Source organism: Streptomyces sp. LN549, assembly GCF_043203805.1.
Lineage (GTDB): Bacteria > Actinomycetota > Actinomycetes > Streptomycetales > Streptomycetaceae > Streptomyces.
Window position 1 is genome coordinate 758,141 of the sequence record NZ_JAZHRI010000002.1, and the last position, 16,468, is coordinate 774,608.

A 16,468-nucleotide genomic window follows, 5' to 3' on the forward strand; every position below is an offset into this window, starting at 1 on the left:
GAGCACAGGGAGACCCCCGCTCCATGGCAGCGAACCGCCGTCCCACCCTGGCCGACGTCGCCCGAGAAGTAGGCGTCAGCGCCAAGACGGTCTCCCGGGTGCTCAACGAGGACGGACCCGCCTCGGCCCGGACCAGGGAACAGGTTCTCGCCGCCGTGGCCAAACTCGGCTTCCAGCCGAATCTCATGGCCCGCAACATCCGTGTCGGAGGGCCCGACACGACCATCGGGCTCGTCGTGCCCGACCTCGGAAACCCCTTCTTCGGAGCGGTGGCCGGCGGCATCGAGGACGTCGTGCGGGACCGCGGCCTCACCCTGCTCATGGGGTCCTCCGCGGACGAACCCGCACGCGAACGGGGACTGACCGACAAGTTCCTCGCCCGTCGCATCAGCATCCTGATGGTCATCCCATCCGTCGGCTCCGACCACTCTCACCTGCGGAGCCATCGGAGCACGGGGCTGCCCGTCGTCTTCGTCGACCGGCCGGGAGCCGGGCTGACCACGGACAGCGTCGTCAGTACCAACCTCGCGGGGGCACACGAGGGTGTCGCCCACCTGATCGCCCACGGCCACCGCCGCATCGGCTTCGTCGGCGACCTCCCCACCAACCTCTACACCCGCCGTGAACGCCTGGCCGGATACCGCTCGGCCCTGGCCGAGGCCGACCTCCCCCACGACCGCTCCCTGGTCATCAACGCCCACGACCAGCAAGGCGCCTCAGCCTGTACCTCCAGCCTGCTGGAATTGGCGAGTCCCCCCACCGCTCTGTTCGCCGGCAACAACATCGTCGCGCTGGGAGTGGTCGCCGAACTGGCCCGCATCAAGCGGAAGGACGTCGCCGTGGTCGCCTTCGATGACGTGCCACTCGCCGAAGCCCTCGAACCCGCCCTGACCGTCGTGGCCCAGGACCCCGAAGAGATCGGCCGGAAGGCAGCGGAGACCGCCCTGGCACGCCTGGACGGCGACCGTTCCCGCGCCCGCACCATCACCGTCCCCACCCGGCTGATCGTCCGAGGATCGGGAGAACTCACTGCTCCTTAGGCGCAGGAGGACGGAAACGGTGCGGGCCGGCTCACGCCTGTCTGCCCGGATCCCCCGTACGTCGGCGTTCCTCGTCGTGACTTGTCGCAGCGTCGTAGCACTGAGGGACGGCGGGCACCGCGGTGAACAGGTCCGGTCAGGCGTGCCCGGTCAGGAAGAAAATCAGTCGGTCGGCGCCCATCCCCGGCCCGTAAGGGTCGGCTCTCTCAGAGAGTGTGCCTGGGTCAGGTCCCAGGCTTCGACCGCGAATTCACCGCGCAGCGTGCCCGTCGTACGGGCCTGGAGCCGCCACGGCCCCTCACCCAGTGGATAGAACCGCAGGGTGAGGACCTGTTCGTCGGCCAGGTAGATCTCGGCTATCGAGCGGTCCACGATCACGCGCAGTTCGACAGGACTGCCGGGGCGCTGCATGGCCGGGAAGGGCAGGGTGTACGAGCCTCCCCGGGCTCGTGTGTCGAGCGACGCGTGGCTGCGGTCGACGGTGAGGTGTCCGGCGGCGGGGTCGAGACGGATGTCGAGGTATTCGGAGCCGTCGGCGGACGTGATCAGCCGCAGCCCGCTCGTCCCCGTGGCGTCGGGAACGAGGGCAGCGGTCAGGTCGAAGGCAGGGCTGACCTGACCGAGCTCGACCGGCTCGGCCCGCGTGACGTGTCCGGTTCGGTGAAGCGTGCGCGCACCTCGCAGAGCAAGCACTTCGCGAGCGGGGCGTTGGGCGATCGTTCCCTCGGCCGTCAGGCTCACCTCACGAGGAAGGGTGAGAACACCGGCCCAGCCCGCCTCACGCGCCCAGGCGTCATCGCGAGCCTCCCACGCCCACGCCCACAGCAGCCACCGGTCGTCCCCGGGGGCCTTCAGCAACGCGGGGCCAGGGCCGTGGTCGGGGCTGTCCGATGGGTCGTGTGAGCTGATCAGGGTCGTGGCTTTGGCGCAGATGAGCTTCTCCGAAGACGCCGTCGTCGGGCTCGCTGACAGTGAGAGCTCGTCGCCAATCCGCCCACCCTTGCCTGCGTCGGTCGGTTGAGGAATTTGGTTGCCGTGGATCAGGCGGATGCGGTGATATTCCGGCATGAGTAGAGACGCCGAGGTCATCGTGCTCGCCCGCGGGTCGGACGAGGTGATGGAACCGCTGACCCAGGACGATCCGGAACGTATGTGGAGAGGCCGCTTCGTCCCGATCGCGGGGCACTGGGGTTACGAATTCGGGTGGGCCCTGGAGTTCGAGAAAGTGCGTGCCCGCAAGGGCCTGCTCTGGCACCTGGAGTCGCTGCCGTGGCCGGATCCGCATACGGTGCAAGTTCTGCTTCGCGACCAGGACGACGACTGCTTCGGGCTATGGATGTTCCAGGAGGGCCGGCTGGTGGAGGTCACCATTCCGCGCACCGAGCGTTTCCACAAGCCGGCACCGCCCAATGAGGACTTCGAACCCGACCCGGGCATGCTGCTGCGCACCGACCAAAACACGGCTCTTCCCGAGCAGACCCCAGAAGCAAGCCGCGACCCGCGCTCACCCTGGTAGACCGAGTTCGACAGCTCATCTTGGGACGTCAGGGCTGTCGACGCGCGCCTACTTGGCGGACTGCGCCACCACTACCCAGGTGCCGATAAGCTCTGACCGCGGCGTTTCACTGCGGACGGAGCCATAGGCGAATCGCGGCCATGGTGACCGTCCCGTGGAAGACGTACGCCCGTTTGTCGAAGCGCGTGGCGACGGCTCGGAAGTTCTTGAGCCGGTTGATGGTCCGCTCGACCTCGTTGCGGCGGCGGTAGATCGTCTTGTCGAAGCCTGTGGGCCGGCCTCCTTGGCTGCCGCGGCGCCGGCGGTTGGCCCGCTGGTCTCCTCATCGCACCGGCCGCGCCCAGGACGACATGCTCGGCGTTGACCAGGCCCACCCGGCCTGCCGCGACACCAATCCGCAACAACCCTGCCTCGGCAAGCAATCAAAGCTCAATCGACCGCTTCTGCTCCCGCACCTCCGAGCAGCACCGCGTCCGATTCGCTCGCGCGTTGCGCCGCCCCCTTTTGCCAGCCCTTCTTCAGCCGCCCGAAACCGGCCTTCGCAGTCTCCATTCCGAGGACGCCACTCGCCCCTCCCCGGGATGGGTCCATACCTGCGGCAGCGTCCGCGCTGCCGTCCTCACAGCCCCCTTCGAGACTGAGACACGCGCCTCACGGATCTGCAGCAAGGACGCGTCCAAACGGAAGCTTCAGCCGTCCGCTCCGCACCGAATTACCCGACTGCAACGCAGCGTAGTCAGCACCAAGTCAGCACGGGAGTCAGCACCGCCCTTGCGAAACATAGCGAACAGTGCAACTCGGACAGCCCTCTCCCGCCCCTCCGAAGCGGAAACGGGCTCGCGCCCCCTCCCCGTAGCGCCGGCCCGCACACCGGCAACCCGAACTATGGTGTCCCGCCACATACGCCCCTGACCTGGCCCTTCCTACGGTATGGCGACACGGAACCGTCCCCGCCAACCGTCCGGAAGTGGTACCCATGGCCGCCCCAGCAACCGCTCCCCCACCCGCCTCCAACCTCCGGCGCATCGTCGCCGCCAGCCTCATCGGCACCACCATCGAGTGGTACGACTTCTTTCTGTACGGATCAGCGGCCGCCCTGGTCTTCAACAAGCTGTTCTTCCCGGAGTCCGAGCCGCTCGTCGGAACCCTCCTGTCCTTCCTCACCTATGCCGTCGGCTTCGCCGCCCGGCCGATCGGTGCCCTGGTCTTCGGGCACTACGGCGACCGCCTCGGGCGCAAGAAGCTGCTGGTCCTCAGCCTGTTGATGATGGGGGGAGCCACGTTCGCGATCGGGCTGCTGCCGACGCACTCCACCGTCGGCGTCGCCGCGCCCGTCCTGCTCACCGTGCTCCGGCTGGTGCAGGGCTTCGCCCTCGGCGGTGAATGGGGTGGGGCCGTGCTGCTCGTGTCGGAGCACGGGGACGCGAAGCGCCGAGGGTTCTGGGCCTCGTGGCCGCAGACCGGTGCGCCGGCCGGACAACTGCTCGCCACCGGGGTGCTCTCCGCACTCACCGCACTCATGTCGGACTCGACCTTCGAGGCCTGGGGCTGGCGTATCCCCTTCCTGCTCTCCGGCGTACTGGTGATCATCGGTTTGTGGATTCGTCTTTCTGTCGATGAATCCCCCTTGTTCAAGGCCGCACTGGCGCAGGCCGAGGAGCGCAGAGCCGCCACCGGGGCGGCGGAGAAGATGCCGGTCGTGGCCGTGCTGCGGCACCACTGGCGCGATGTGCTGATCGCCATGGGCGCGAGGATGGCGGAGAACATCAGCTACTACGTCATCACGGCGTTCATCCTCGTCTACGCGACGACCGCGGCCGATCTGAGCAAGCAGACGGCGCTCAACGCCGTCCTCATCGCGTCGGCGATCCACTTCGCCGTCATCCCGCTGTGGGGTGCGCTGTCCGACCGGGTCGGGCGCAGGCCGGTCTACCTGGTCGGCGCGGTCGGGGTGGGGCTCTGGATGTTCCCGTTCTTCGCCCTGATCGACAGCCGGAGCTTCTGGAGCCTGCTCCTCGCCGTCACGGTGGGGCTGTTCTTCCACGGGGCGATGTACGCGCCGCAGGCGGCCTTCTTCTCGGAGCTGTTCGCGACCCGGATGCGGTACTCGGGTGCCTCGATCGGCGCCCAGTTCTCGTCCGTCGCGGCCGGTGCCCCGGCGCCGCTCATCGCCACCGCGCTGCTCGCCGACTACAACAGTTCGACACCCATCGCGCTGTACGTGATCGCGGCCGCGCTCATCACCGTACTGGCCGTGGTCTGTGCCAAGGAGACCCGGCACCGGGACCTGGCGGACGTCGAGCCGGGTGCCGGGCAGGACGCGTCGGCGCAGCCGTCCGCAGGTGCCGTACGCAGTGGGACGTAGCGTCTGGTCGGCAACGGACCTGGGGCGGGTGGCCGTGTGCGGCCACCCGCCCCTCCCCGTCACGCCTGCGGGTCGGTGGCCTCGAACCAGGTGGGGCCGTCGGTCATCGACTGCTTGATCCGGAAGAGCGCGAACTCCTGCAGGGGTGGCAGCGCGTCGACGCGGAACCAGTCCACTTCCAGCGACTCGTCGTCGTTGACCCGTGCCGTGCCGCCGGTGGCGCGGCAGCGGAAGGTGACGTCCAGGTACTGGCAGCGGTCGCCGTTCTCGTACTGCACGGGAGGCAGGGCCTGGGTGAGTACCACCCGCTCCGCCACACAGCGCACGGCCGTCTCCTCGTACACCTCGCGCTCCGCCGTCGCCGCGGGCTGCTCCCCGGGCTCCGAGATGCCTCCGATCACCGACCACTTGCCGGTGTCGGCGCGTCGTCCGAGCAGCACTCTGCCTTCGTCGTCGAAGACGACGGCGCTGACGCCGGGCAGCAGGAGCAACTGTTGACCCGCGGTGGCGCGGATCTCGCGGATGAAGTCAGGAATTGCCATGCCACGACCCTACGTGGCGCACGGACCCGGTCAGCGGGAGCGTCGTGCGCGCACCGTCCGCGTCGTCACCCAGCCGAGGCCGGCCACCGCGAGCAGGGCCAGCAGGCCCTCGGGCAGCGGGCCCATCCTGGTCGCCGGGGTCAGCGAGGAGCGCAGCGGCACCTCGTCCACCAGGGCGTCAGGCGTGAACATCTTCGTCTTCTGGACGACGGTTCCGTCCGGGCGGATCACCGCGCTGACACCGCTGGTGACCGGGACGACCACGGAACGGCTGTGCTCGACCGCGCGCACCCGGGACATGGCGAGCTGCTGGTAGGTCATCTCGCTGCGGCCGAAGGTGGCGTTGTTGCTGGGGACGGCGATCAGCTGGGCGCCGTGCTCGACCGTGTCGCGTACGGCGTCGTCGAACGCGGCCTCGTAGCAGGTGACCAGGCCGACGTCGGTGCCCGCCAGGTCGAAGACGCCGACCTTCTTGCCCGGTCCGAAGTCGCGCTGCACCCGGTCGACGTCCGAACTGAACATGCGCACGAAGGAGCGCATCGGCATGTACTCGCCGAACGGCTGGATGTGGCGCTTGTCGTACGTGGCCACGGGCCCCTTGTCCGGGTCCCACTGGATGAGGGTGTTGCGCAGGTTGCCCGTGTCGGGTTCGACGACCGCGCCGACCACGGTCGGCACACCGATCGCCTTCACGGCGTCGTCGATGACGATCCTCGCGTCGGCGTTGCGGTAGGGGTCGAGGTCGGAGGAGTTCTCGGGCCACAGGACGAAGTCGGGCTGCGGGACCTTCCCCGCCTTCACGTCCCGGGCGAGCTGCTCGGTGCGCTTCGCGTGGTTGTCCAGGACGGCGCGGCGCTGGGAGTTGAAGTCGAGGCCGAGCCGCGGCACGTTGCCCTGGATCGCGGCGACGGTCGCGGTGCCGTCCTCGGCGGAGTCGTCCACCAGCGGCAGAGCGGCGAGGGCCGCGGCGACGGGTACCAGGACGGCCGCAGCGGTCGCAGCGGCGGCCAGGCGGGGCAGTTCACCCGTGCTGCGGTGGATACGGAAGCGGCGGACCGCCTCGAAGAGGCCGAAGCCGCACAGGACCACGGCGAAGGAGAGGAGCGGCGTGCCGCCCAGCGCCGCGAGCGGCAGGAACACGCTGTCCGCCTGCCCGAAGGCGATCTTGCCCCAGGGGAAGCCGCCGAACGGCACCCTGGCCCGGAGCGCCTCGTCGAGCGTCCAGACCGCTGCCGCCCAGAGCGGCCAGCAGGCGAGCCGGGACACGGCGGAGATGCCGATGCAGCCCACGGCGATGAACAGCGCCTCGGCCGCGGCGAGTGCCAGCCACGGCACCGGGCCGACCTCTTCGCCGGTCCAGTGCAGCAGGGGCAGCATGAAGCCGAGTCCGGCGAGCAGGCCGAGGCCGAACGCGGCGCGGAGCCTGCGTTCGAACAGCACCCAGCCGAGCAGGGCGAACCCGGGCAGAACCAGCCACCACAGCGGCCGGGGCGGGAAGCTCGCGTACAGCATCACCCCGGACAGGACGGCGGCGGCGGGCCGTGCGAGGAGCGGCAGCAGACGGCCGGCTCGGGGGGCGGAGACGGGCTTCTGCGGGTCGCCGACCTGGGCGATGGTGGTGCTCACCCGGCGGAGTCTACGGTGGCGGGCCGGGTACCGGGGAGCCCCGTCCTGGTGACGGAATCCCTACCGCCGGATCGTTTCTCCGCATCTTCTGCACATATGACCGCTGTGGCCGTTAACGTGTGCGCCAGTCCCCCGCCGACCGGGCCGGATCCGGCCCTCGCGGACGGGACGGTCACAGGCCGGGGGACGGACGTGATGGCTGCACCAGAGCGGGGGCCCGAGGGCGGCAACGCGTCCGACGTCGCCGGGGCACTGATTCTCGCCACCTGTGCGATCTGGTCGCTGATCAGCGCGGCCGGACGCGAGACCCGGCCCGAAGGGGTACTGCTCGCGCTGCTCGCCGTCGCGGCGGGTTTCGCCTGCGGGCGGATCTGCGGAACGCTGCTGCCGGTGGCCACCGCGGCCGTCGCCGCCCTGGCCGCCCTCGTCATGGCGCTCGTCTGGCGTCACGGCATGCCCGGCGCGACGGCCACCGTGGAAACCGCGCCGGGACACACCGGTGCGGCCGCCGCGCTGCTGGTCCTGGCGGCCGGTGCGGCCTGCTGCGCGGCGGCCGCGGCCCGGCGGGAATCGCTGCGGTTCTCGCTGCGACTGCTGGCTCTCGGCACGGCCTGTGCCTCGCTCGGTCTCGGCTCCGTCGCCGGGTTCGCGGCCGCTGTCGGCGTGCTTCTGTGCTCTCTGGCCGCGGCCAGGATGCGGAACCGGCTGCTCGGTCTCACCGGATTCGCGCTGGCTGCCGGTCTGATGGTGGGCGTCTCGTGGGCGGTGGCCGAGGACGTGCTGCCCGACGGCCTCACCATCTCCCTGGAGGGTCAGCTGACCGGTAACCGCGTGCAGCTGTGGCAGGACGCCGCGCGGCTCGCCGCGCAGCACCCGGTTCTCGGCATCGGACCCGACCGCTTCGCCGAGCTGAGCCCCACCGCGCAGCAGACCCTCGGTTCGGACGGGAAGCCGCACTCGGCCGCGCTGCAGCAGGCGGCCGAGCAGGGGGTGGTGGGTGTGGTGCTGCTGGGCGCCGCGTTCGGCTGGCTCCTGTACGTGCTGTGGCGCTCGCCGCGCAGCACCGCGGTCGCCCTGACCGCCGGGGCGGCGCTCACCGCGCTGGCGGCGCTGGCGAGCGTCGGCAATGCGCTGAGCTTCACTCCGGTGACGGCGGGTGCGGGGCTGCTGGCCGGGCTGGCATCGGCCAGGCGGCCGATCGGAGCGAGCGGGCCCGCGGGCGGCAACGGTTCGGAGCAGTCTCCGGGCAGCGGAGACGACCTGCCCTGACTCGGCCACGAAGGCCGACCGGGCCGGTCTGTGGGACGGGCACGGGGCCATGTCCTCAGGGCGCGGTCAGACCCCGGCCGCCGCGCCGGTGGGCGGCAGGTGCAGGCGGTCGCGGATGAACCGGACGCCCGCCTCCGCGTCGTCGACCGTGACGGTGAAGGTCCTGCCGTCGCCGAGCCTGAGCACCAGTCCCTCGCCCCGGCGCACGACCACGGCCGTGCCCTGCTCGGGACGCCAGCGGTAGCCCCAGCCGCCCCACTGGCGCGGGGTGACCTGCGGCGCGAACTCCGCGCCCACCACATGGGTGAGCAGAATCCGGCGGCGCGGCAGCCCCATGTGGCCACAGCGCACTTCGAGGGCGTCACCGTCGACGCGGACCACCACGTTCACGAAGGCGAGGGTTCCGAACAGCATGAGCAGTCCGGCCGCCACGCAGCCGATCACCGACATCAGCAGCGGGGCGATGCCGGAGGTCCAGTTGGAGCTGACGGCGAGCTGGATGCCGAGCGCCAGGCAGGCGGCGCCGGCGGCCGCGAGTACCCACTGGGTCCGGTTGGTGGCCCGGCCGGTCCAGACGGCGGTGTGCGTGTCGGCACCGCTACGCGTCGGATTTCGGGGGTCCCTCATGCCAAGCAGCGTACTGAAGAATCCGCGCGACGGGACGCGTCGAACGGCCCCCGGCGGGCCGCCGGACGGTCAGCGGGTGGTGCTGACGGCGGCGAGCCCGCGCCCTTCCTGGTAGGCCAGCGCGGCTTCCGGCAGCTCGGACAGGTGTCCGCCGAGGAGTACGGCGAGTCCGGTGGCGGGTTCGGCCGACGGAGCGGGCTGGGCCCCGATCCGGCGCAGGGCCTGGGCGGCGACGGCGCCGGCTGAGCCGTGCAGGACGACGGGCGGGCGGCCGGGCTGCTGGATGGCACGGCGAATGCGTTCGGCGACCAGCTCGTAGTGGGTGCAGCCCAGCACGACGGCCTGCACATCGGGCGGAGTGAGCGCGGCGGCGGCGGCCAGGGCCTTGTCGATGCCCGCCTCGTCCGCGTACTCCACGGCATCGGCCAGGCCGGGGCAGGGCACCTCGGTGACGGCCGCGGACCCGGCGAAGTCACGGATCAGTCCGCGCTGGTACGGGCTGCCGGTGGTGAGGGGGGTGGCCCAGATCGCGACCGGGCCTCCTGCCGCGGCGGCCGGCTTGATCGCGGGGACGGTGCCGATGACCGGCAGCGCGGGCTCCAGCTCGGCCCGGAGCGTGGCCAGCGCGTGCACGGAGGCCGTGTTGCAGGCGACGATCAGCGCGTCGGGCCGGTGGTCCGCGGCGGCGCGGGCGACGGCGAGGGCGCGTGCCGTGACGTCCTCGGGCGTCCGCGGGCCCCAGGGCATGCTGCCGGGGTCGGAGGAGAGCACCAGATCGGCGTCCGGCCTCAGCCGGCGTACTGCGGCGGCGGCGGCCAGCAGGCCGATTCCGGAGTCCATGAGCGCGATCTTCACCCGGTCACCATAGTCGACCGCCCTTGCGGTCCCGGCTCAGTGGGGCAGACTTCGGCCAATGAGCGCCGTTGCCTGGATCGCCGTGGGTTCGCTGGTCGTGTGGGTGTGGCTGCTGCTGGGGCAGGGGTTCTTCTGGCGGACCGACCAGCGGCTGCCGAGCCGCGCGGCGCCGGCGCACTGGCCCTCGGTCGCCATCGTCGTGCCCGCGCGTGACGAGGCGGACATGCTCCCGGTGAGCCTGCCGTCGCTGCTGGCGCAGGACTATCCGGGCACCGCCGAGATCTTCCTGGTCGACGACTGCAGCAAGGACGGCACCGGTGACCTCGCCCGTGAGCTGTCCGTACGGTGTGCAGGGCTGCCCGTCACCGTGGTGTCCCCCGGGGAGCCCGAGCCCGGCTGGACGGGCAAGCTCTGGGCCGTCCGGCACGGGATCGCGCTGGCCCGGTCGCGGGATCCCGAGTACCTGCTGCTCACCGACGCCGATATCGCCCACGAGCCGGACAGTCTGCGGGAGCTGGTGGCGGCCGCTGTGTCGGGCGGCTTCGACCTGGTCTCGCAGATGGCGCGGCTACGGGTGGAGAGCGTCTGGGAACGGCTGGTCGTGCCGGCCTTCGTCTACTTCTTCTCGCAGCTCTATCCGTTCCGGTGGGTGAACCGGGCGGGGACCCGGACGGCTGCTGCGGCGGGCGGATGCGTGCTGTTGCGGACCGAGGCCGCCGTACGGGCGCGGGTGCCGGAATCGATCCGGCAGGCGGTGATCGACGACGTGTCCCTGGCGCGGGCGGTGCAGCGCAGCGGTGGACGGATCTGGCTGGGGCTCGCGGATCGGGTGGACAGCGTGCGGCCGTATCCACGCCTGGCCGACCTGTGGCGCATGGTCTCGCGGAGCGCGTACGCCCAGCTGCGGCACAATCCGCTGGTGCTGCTCGGCACGGTGCTCGGCCTCGGCATCGTCTACCTGGCACCGCCCGCGACACTCGCCGCGGGGCTGCAGGGCGGCGACCACGCGGCAGCCTGGGCCGGGGGCACGGCGTGGGCCGTGATGGCCGGGACGTACATGCCGATGCTGGGGTACTACCGGCAGTCGCTGTGGCTCGCCCCGCTGCTGCCGTTCACCGCGCTGCTGTATCTGCTGATGACGGTCGACTCCGCGGTGCAGCACTACCGCGGCCGCGGTGCGGCCTGGAAGGGGCGTACGTACGCCCGTCCCGAGGCCGCACCGGATCAGTGACCGCTGCCCTGTCTCACTTGCGGGCCGCGACTCACTTGCGGCCGGGTGTCCAGTTCATGCCCCAGCCGTACGCCTGGTCGATGGTGCGCTGCGGGCTCACTCCGCGCTGCGGCACGAGATAGCGGGCCTCGCGCTGCACCGTGAAGTCTCCCCCGTTGCTGGTGATGAGCGCGAGCGCGCAGACCGTCGAGGGAACGGTGCATTCGTCGAGCGAGAAGTCGATCGCCGCGCCGTGCTGCGGCTGGAGGGTGACGGTCGCGTGCAGATCCGCGAAACTCCGGGCCCCTTCATAGATGGTGACGAAGATCAGGATGCGGCGGATCCTGGCCTTCTGGTCGAGGTTGATCGTCAGGTTCTCCCCGGAGGCGACGGCGCCCGTCCGGTCATCGCCGTCGAGCTGGACGTACGGCGGCTGCTGAAGAGCGCCGAAGGCGTTTCCGAGCGCCTGCACCACTCCCTTGCGGCCGTCGGTCAGTTCGTAGAGGGCGCAGAGATCAAGATCGAGATCCGCATGGTGTGCGACGGCCCGGCCGAGTTTGCTGCCCCAGCCCTTGAACTGCTTCCGTACTTCCCAGTTGAGATTGACGCGCATGGCTCCCGAGGTGCCGCCCTGCTTCGCGAGCGAGACGGACGGTGCGTCCTTCGTGAGCGTCACCTTGGTGAGGCGGACGGGCTGGGTGACGGGCGGTGCCGGGGGTGCGGGAGGGACCGGCGGAGCCATCGGGGCGGCGAGCGTCGGCTGGGGGTACTGCGGCGGAGGCGGCGTGGCGGCAACCCTCGTTGCAGGGCGCGGTGGTTGGGGTTGCGGGGGCGTATGAGGCTGAGGCGCCCGCGGGGACTGCTGCGGTTCGTCGACGGAGATCCCGAAGTCCGTGGCCAGCCCTTCGAGCCCGGTCCCGTAGCCCTGACCGACCGCCCGGAACTTCCAGGAGCCCTGGCGCCGGTAGAGCTCGCCGAGGATGAAGGCGGTCTCGACCGTGGCGTCGGTGCTGTCGAAGCGGGCGAGTTCCGAGCCGTTCGCCGCGTCCGTGATCCGTACATAGAGCCCGGTCACCCGGCCGAACGAACCACCGTCGGCGGAGGCCGCCAGCACCACACGGTCGACGGCGGGCTCGACCCGGGCCAGGTCGACGAAGAGCGTGTCGGTGGCGGCTGCGGCAGCGGTCCGCTTGCCCTCGTGGCGTACCGCTCCGGATGCGTGGGCCGGCTGATTGTAAAAGACGAAGTCCGCGTCGCTGCGTACCTTTCCGGACCCGAGGAGAAGGAGCGCCGAGGCGTCCACGTCCGGGGTCCCGGGGGCGGCGCGCCACCCCAGTTCGACGCGCACGGCCTGAGCCGCCACCGGAACATTGGTTCCTTTTAGCATGGTCATGCTCGCCCCCATCGCGAGTCCGGCTGCCGAGACTTATCCCGGTCAACCTAATGCCCGTCCCGTCACGAGGCCCACAGTGGTGCCCGGACGGACCCGTGGACCCGTCGGTAACCCCGTGATCGTGGTCATCGGGCGGTAGTCCTGCTGTCCCTGATGACGCCGTCGTTCTCCGGCGAAACGGCGGACGGCGTCATGAGCAAGGGCACTAGCGCACCTTGCGCACCGGCAGGATCGCCAGCGCGCCGCAGAGGCACACCAGGGAGGAGGTGATCAGCAGGATCGAGTAGTTGTGGCCACCGCCCAGGGAGATGAGCAGCGCTCCGAGTGCGGGCGCGAAGATCTGCGGGGCCGACATCGCGATGTTGAAGATGCCGAGGTCCTTGGAGGGATTCGCCGGGTCCGGCAGTACGTCGATGACCAGGGCGAGGTCGACACCGAGGTAGGTGCCGAAACCCAGGCCCAGGACGATCTCGGCGCAGTAGAACAGGCCGATCGTGTCGGACTGGCTGAGGATCAGCATGCCGATGCCGAACAGGACCGCGGCGACGGCGATGAACGGCTTGCGGCGTCCGAAGCGGTCCGAGAGCCAGCCCGCGGCCTGCGCTGAGCTCATCACGCAGAGCCCGTAGATGAGCACGCCGGTGGCGAGCGTCTCGGTCGCCTCCGCGGTGGTGAGCCGCATCTCGTGCTGGAGGTAGATGAGGCGGAAGGTGGTGAACATCCAGTTGGCGAGGGTCAGCAGGAAGCGCGAGAGCCAGGCCCAGGCGAAGTCCGGGTGCTGCCTGGGGCTGACCCAGTAGGTGCGCAGGACGGCCTTGAACCCCTCCCGCGGGGGCTTGCGCTCCAGCGGCTTGTCCGGGAGGACCAGGACGTAGCCGATCACCAGGAGGATGCCGATGACGCTGGGGACCAGGAAGAGCAGCAGCATCTGGTCGGTGAAGCACTTGGCGATCCAGGTGCCCGCGGTGGGGGCCAGGTTCTGCATGATGCCGAGCAGCCCGCTGATCTTGCCGCGCTTGTGCTCGGGAACGTTGTCGGCGACGGTCGCGACGAAGGCGGCGAGTGCCGCGTTGGCGGACGCGGAGGCGATGACGAAGCCGACGGTGACGACGGCGACACTGCTCGCCGTCGCGATGATCATCAGACCGGCCAGCAGGCCCAGCATACCGAGGACGAGCCAGGGCCTGCGGCGGCCGAAGCGGCCGGCGGTGCGGTCGCTGAGGCGCCCGAAGAACGGGTTCGCCAGCATCGCGGCCACCGAACCGGTCGTGGTGATGATGCCGAGCGACGCGACCTGGTCGTCCTCGGGGACGATCGACTGCACCTTGAGCTGCAGGCTGACCAGGATGGGCGTCAAGAGGGCGAGGAACAGGCCGAGTTGGCCTGCTGCCATGCCGACCACCAGTCGGGGCCGGGGGACCTGGGCGGTGGGGGCGGACTCGCCGGGCGTTGGTGCTCCGGTGTCGCGGCGGAGAGTGTCCGTGGTCACGGGGAGGACTGCTTCCTGTTGAGCGGGCAGGACGTGCACAGAGCGGGGGATGCACGGTGCGGGGCAGGGCTCGAATGCCGTCGGCCGCGGCAGGGGTCTCGCGGCGTCGGGGAGACGTACGGCGCGTGGGGCCGGGCGGGCGTTCCGGGAAGGCCGCTCGGGCGCTGGTTACGAGTGGGTGAGGTGGCGGTCTGCACCCACCTGGCGCTGCGGTCCGGTGAGTTCGACGTCGGCGCTCAGCCGGATGTCGCCGCTGGAGGAGCCGACCATGAGGCGGATGATGCCGGGGTCGACGATGCGCAGGCCGTCGCCCGAGGCATCCTTGGTGTACGAGGTCTGGTCGGCGTGCACCCTGAAAGACACCCGGGTCTCCTCGCCGGGTGCGAGGTCGACCACGCCGAAGGCCGCCAGTTGCTGGGTGGGGCGGGCGACCTGTGCGACCGGGTCGTCGTAGTACAGCTGGACGGTCTCCCGGCCCGCGCGCTCACCCGTGTTGCGCACGAGGCAGGAGACCTCGATGAACCCGTCGGTGGGCACGCGCCCCTCCTGGGCGACGCGCAGGTCCTCGTAGCCGAAGGAGGTGTACGAGATGCCGTGCCCGAACGGGTACAGGGGCGTGTTGTCGAGAACGCTGATCCCGTCGCTGAACCGGCCGAGGGGCGGGTTGAGGTAGGTGCCGGGGCTGCTTCCCGGGGTGGCCGGGATCTGCACGGGCAGCTTGCCGCCGGGAGTGACCCGGCCCGACAGTACGCGGGCCAGCGCGGGGCCACCCTCCTCGCCGGGCATGAAGACTTGCACCACAGCAGCACAGCGCTCAGCGAGACCGCCGAGCGCATACGGGCGGCCGGAGACGACCAGCAGGACGACCGGGACGCCTGTGGCGAGCACATCCTCGACCAACTGCGCTTGCACGCCCGGAAGTTGGAGGTCAGGGGCGTCGCAGCCCTCCCCCGAGGTGCCGTTGCCGAACATGCCGGAGCGGTCGCCGACGACGACCAGGGCCAGATCGGCCGAGGCGGCGGCCCGGGCGGCGGCGGGCAGACCGGAGCGGTCGGTGCCGCTGACCGCGCAGCCCTGCTCGTAGGTGAAGGCCACGTCCGGCAGTTCCGCGGTGAGCGCCTCGCGCAGGCTGGGCAGCGCGAGGCCCGCCGGATGGCCGGGGTGCTTGGGCAGCACATGGTTGGGAAAGGAGTAGCAGCCCAGGAAGGTGCCGGAGTCGTCGGCACCCGGTCCGATCAGCGCGATGGCGGGAGTGCGGGCGGCGTCCAGGGGAAGCGCGGCCCCCTCGTTGGCGAGCAGGACGACGGAGCGTTCGGCAATGGTCCGCGCGAGGGCGCGGTTGGCCGGGGAGTCCAGGTCGACGACGGTGCCGACGCCGGCGTCCGCCTCCGGGGCGTAGCCGGCGTCCAGCAGGCCGAGCGAGAGCTTGTGGCGCAGGACGCGTTCGACGGCGCGGTCCAGGAGCTCGGGGGCGACCTGGTCCGCGTCGAGCTGCTGGGCGAGAGGCTCGCCGTAGCAGCCGGTGTTGGGGAGTTCGATGTCCATGCCGGCGCTCAGGGCCAGGCGGGCCGCGTCGCCCTCGGTGGCGGCGACGCGGTGCATGGTGCGCAGGAACGCGATCGACCCGTAGTCGGAGACGACCGTACCGGTGAAGCCCCACTGCTCGCGCAGCACGGTCGTCAGCAGGTACTCGTCGGCGCAGGCGGGGACGCCGTCCTGGTCGGTGTAGGTGTTCATCACCGAGCCGACAGCGCCTTCGCGCACAGCCATCTCGAACGGCGGCAGGATCACATCGGCCATCTCGCGGGCCCCGATGGAGACGGGCGCGTGGTTGCGGGCCCCCCGCGAGGCGGCGTGACCGGCGAAGTGCTTGAGGGTGGCGATGACGCCCTGGGACTGCATGCCGCGCACATAGGCGGTGCCCACGAGCCCGGTCAGGTACGGGTCCTCACCGAGGGTCTCCTCCACGCGGCCCCAGCGGTAGTCGCGTACGACGTCAAGCACCGGGGCGAGCCCCTGGTGGACGCCGACGGACGCCATGTCGCGGCCGATCGCGGCGCCCATTTCCTCGACCAGTGCGGTGTCGAAGGTCGCGGCCCAGGCCAGGGGCGTGGGGTAGACCGTGGCACCGAAGGCGGCGAAGCCGGTGAGGCACTCCTCGTGGGCGATGGCGGGGATGCCCAGGCGGGTGGCGTCGGTCAGCCGCCGTTGCAGACGGACGAGCTCGGTACGGCCCTCCTCGGGGGTCAGGGGCCGGGTGCCGTAGGGGCGGGTGAGATGGCCGATGCCGTGGGCGAGGGCCGCGGACTCACCCGAGCGGGCGGCGAGCGCCTCCTCGATCGGTGCGACGCGGGCGTCGCCGCTGCCGACATTGGCCTTGGCCCAGTAGCTGCCCAGCTGGGCGAGCTTCTCGGCCTGCGTCATCTCGGCCATGAGGGCCTCGATCCGCTGGGCGTCGCTGAGCGAGATGTCGTTCCAGTGGTTCATGGGGGGGCTCCTGCTCGCGGCCCGAAAGCCTGCGATGCCACGTCGGGAG

At 71.0% G+C, this 16,468-nt stretch carries 14 protein-coding genes and 1 pseudogene; 5 read left to right on the forward strand and 10 right to left on the reverse strand.

The window, feature by feature from the left end; all coding sequences use genetic code 11:
- Nucleotides 1-23: 23 nt before the first annotated feature.
- Nucleotides 24-1,040 (forward strand): LacI family DNA-binding transcriptional regulator, encoded by a 1,017-nt coding sequence (locus SH922_RS03425; protein WP_393054515.1) that lies wholly within the window; start codon nt 24-26, stop codon nt 1,038-1,040.
- A 162-nt stretch (nt 1,041-1,202) separates the two neighbouring features.
- Here SH922_RS03425 and SH922_RS03430 read toward each other — a convergent pair whose 3' ends face one another.
- Nucleotides 1,203-1,898: a GH32 C-terminal domain-containing protein gene (locus SH922_RS03430; protein ID WP_393054517.1), complete on the reverse strand. Its 696-nt coding sequence runs from the start codon at nt 1,896-1,898 to the stop codon at nt 1,203-1,205.
- 208 nt (nt 1,899-2,106) lie between these two features.
- Between SH922_RS03430 and SH922_RS03435 the strand changes: the two genes are divergently transcribed.
- Nucleotides 2,107-2,556, forward strand: coding sequence for a hypothetical protein (locus SH922_RS03435; RefSeq protein WP_393054519.1), 450 nt, complete (start codon nt 2,107-2,109; stop codon nt 2,554-2,556).
- A gap of 106 nt (nt 2,557-2,662) precedes the next feature.
- On the opposite strand, the pseudogene SH922_RS03440 reads toward SH922_RS03435, so the two are convergent.
- Nucleotides 2,663-2,875, reverse strand: a pseudogene (locus tag SH922_RS03440) (IS5/IS1182 family transposase); the annotation flags it as partial.
- Between the two features lie 110 nt (nt 2,876-2,985).
- On the reverse strand, nt 2,986-3,108 hold the full coding sequence (locus SH922_RS03445) for a hypothetical protein (protein WP_393054521.1): 123 nt from the start codon (nt 3,106-3,108) through the stop codon (nt 2,986-2,988).
- Between the two features lie 424 nt (nt 3,109-3,532).
- Here SH922_RS03445 and SH922_RS03450 point away from each other — a divergent pair, with 424 nt between their 5' ends.
- The gene (locus tag SH922_RS03450; protein WP_393054523.1) at nt 3,533-4,921 is read left to right on the forward strand and encodes an MFS transporter; all 1,389 of its coding nucleotides are present in this window, start codon (nt 3,533-3,535) and stop codon (nt 4,919-4,921) included.
- A gap of 59 nt (nt 4,922-4,980) precedes the next feature.
- Here the strand turns inward: SH922_RS03450 and SH922_RS03455 are convergent, their stop codons facing one another.
- Both SH922_RS03455 and lnt read right to left on the reverse strand, forming a co-directional pair.
- Nucleotides 4,981-5,463 (reverse strand): NUDIX domain-containing protein, encoded by a 483-nt coding sequence (locus SH922_RS03455; protein WP_393054525.1) that lies wholly within the window; start codon nt 5,461-5,463, stop codon nt 4,981-4,983.
- 30 nt (nt 5,464-5,493) lie between these two features.
- Entirely contained in the window at nt 5,494-7,089 is a 1,596-nt protein-coding gene (gene lnt, locus SH922_RS03460) for an apolipoprotein N-acyltransferase (protein ID WP_393054527.1), read from the reverse strand.
- 195 nt (nt 7,090-7,284) lie between these two features.
- Here lnt and SH922_RS03465 point away from each other — a divergent pair, with 195 nt between their 5' ends.
- A complete protein-coding gene (locus tag SH922_RS03465) occupies nt 7,285-8,358 on the forward strand; it encodes an O-antigen ligase family protein (RefSeq protein WP_393054529.1) in 1,074 nt (357 codons plus the stop codon).
- Nucleotides 8,359-8,424: 66 nt separating this feature from the next.
- Here the strand turns inward: SH922_RS03465 and SH922_RS03470 are convergent, their stop codons facing one another.
- The gene (locus SH922_RS03470; protein WP_393054531.1) at nt 8,425-8,985 is read right to left on the reverse strand and encodes a hypothetical protein; all 561 of its coding nucleotides are present in this window, start codon (nt 8,983-8,985) and stop codon (nt 8,425-8,427) included.
- A 69-nt stretch (nt 8,986-9,054) separates the two neighbouring features.
- The gene (locus tag SH922_RS03475; RefSeq protein WP_393054533.1) at nt 9,055-9,840 is read right to left on the reverse strand and encodes a glutamate racemase; all 786 of its coding nucleotides are present in this window, start codon (nt 9,838-9,840) and stop codon (nt 9,055-9,057) included.
- 58 nt (nt 9,841-9,898) lie between these two features.
- Between SH922_RS03475 and SH922_RS03480 the strand changes: the two genes are divergently transcribed.
- On the forward strand, nt 9,899-11,071 hold the full coding sequence (locus SH922_RS03480) for a glycosyltransferase (protein WP_393054535.1): 1,173 nt from the start codon (nt 9,899-9,901) through the stop codon (nt 11,069-11,071).
- Between the two features lie 31 nt (nt 11,072-11,102).
- Here the strand turns inward: SH922_RS03480 and SH922_RS03485 are convergent, their stop codons facing one another.
- The 3 genes from SH922_RS03485 to SH922_RS03495 form a co-directional block, all read right to left on the reverse strand.
- Complete coding sequence (locus SH922_RS03485; RefSeq protein WP_393054537.1) at nt 11,103-12,455, reverse strand: TerD family protein; 1,353 nt, start codon at nt 12,453-12,455, stop codon at nt 11,103-11,105.
- 193 nt (nt 12,456-12,648) lie between these two features.
- Nucleotides 12,649-13,932: an MFS transporter gene (locus SH922_RS03490; protein ID WP_393054539.1), complete on the reverse strand. Its 1,284-nt coding sequence runs from the start codon at nt 13,930-13,932 to the stop codon at nt 12,649-12,651.
- A 168-nt stretch (nt 13,933-14,100) separates the two neighbouring features.
- Nucleotides 14,101-16,419, reverse strand: a complete 2,319-nt coding sequence (locus SH922_RS03495; RefSeq protein WP_393054541.1) for a beta-glucosidase — start codon at nt 16,417-16,419, stop codon at nt 14,101-14,103.
- Between the last annotated feature and the right edge of the window lie 49 nt (nt 16,420-16,468).

Excerpts from the sequence above, each read along its gene's own strand:
- SH922_RS03470 (WP_393054531.1), bottom strand. The coding sequence starts at position 8,985 with ATGAGGGACCCCCGAAATCCGACGCGTAGCGGTGCCGACACGCACACC.
- SH922_RS03425 (WP_393054515.1), top strand. The coding sequence starts at position 24 with ATGGCAGCGAACCGCCGTCCCACCCTGGCCGACGTCGCCCGAGAAGTA.
- SH922_RS03465 (WP_393054529.1), top strand. The coding sequence starts at position 7,285 with ATGGCTGCACCAGAGCGGGGGCCCGAGGGCGGCAACGCGTCCGACGTC.
- SH922_RS03450 (WP_393054523.1), top strand. The coding sequence starts at position 3,533 with ATGGCCGCCCCAGCAACCGCTCCCCCACCCGCCTCCAACCTCCGGCGC.
- SH922_RS03455 (WP_393054525.1), bottom strand. The coding sequence starts at position 5,463 with ATGGCAATTCCTGACTTCATCCGCGAGATCCGCGCCACCGCGGGTCAA.
- SH922_RS03480 (WP_393054535.1), top strand. The coding sequence starts at position 9,899 with ATGAGCGCCGTTGCCTGGATCGCCGTGGGTTCGCTGGTCGTGTGGGTG.
- SH922_RS03495 (WP_393054541.1), bottom strand. The coding sequence starts at position 16,419 with ATGAACCACTGGAACGACATCTCGCTCAGCGACGCCCAGCGGATCGAG.
- SH922_RS03485 (WP_393054537.1), bottom strand. The coding sequence starts at position 12,455 with ATGGGGGCGAGCATGACCATGCTAAAAGGAACCAATGTTCCGGTGGCG.
- SH922_RS03435 (WP_393054519.1), top strand. The coding sequence starts at position 2,107 with ATGAGTAGAGACGCCGAGGTCATCGTGCTCGCCCGCGGGTCGGACGAG.
- SH922_RS03445 (WP_393054521.1), bottom strand. The coding sequence starts at position 3,108 with ATGGAGACTGCGAAGGCCGGTTTCGGGCGGCTGAAGAAGGGCTGGCAA.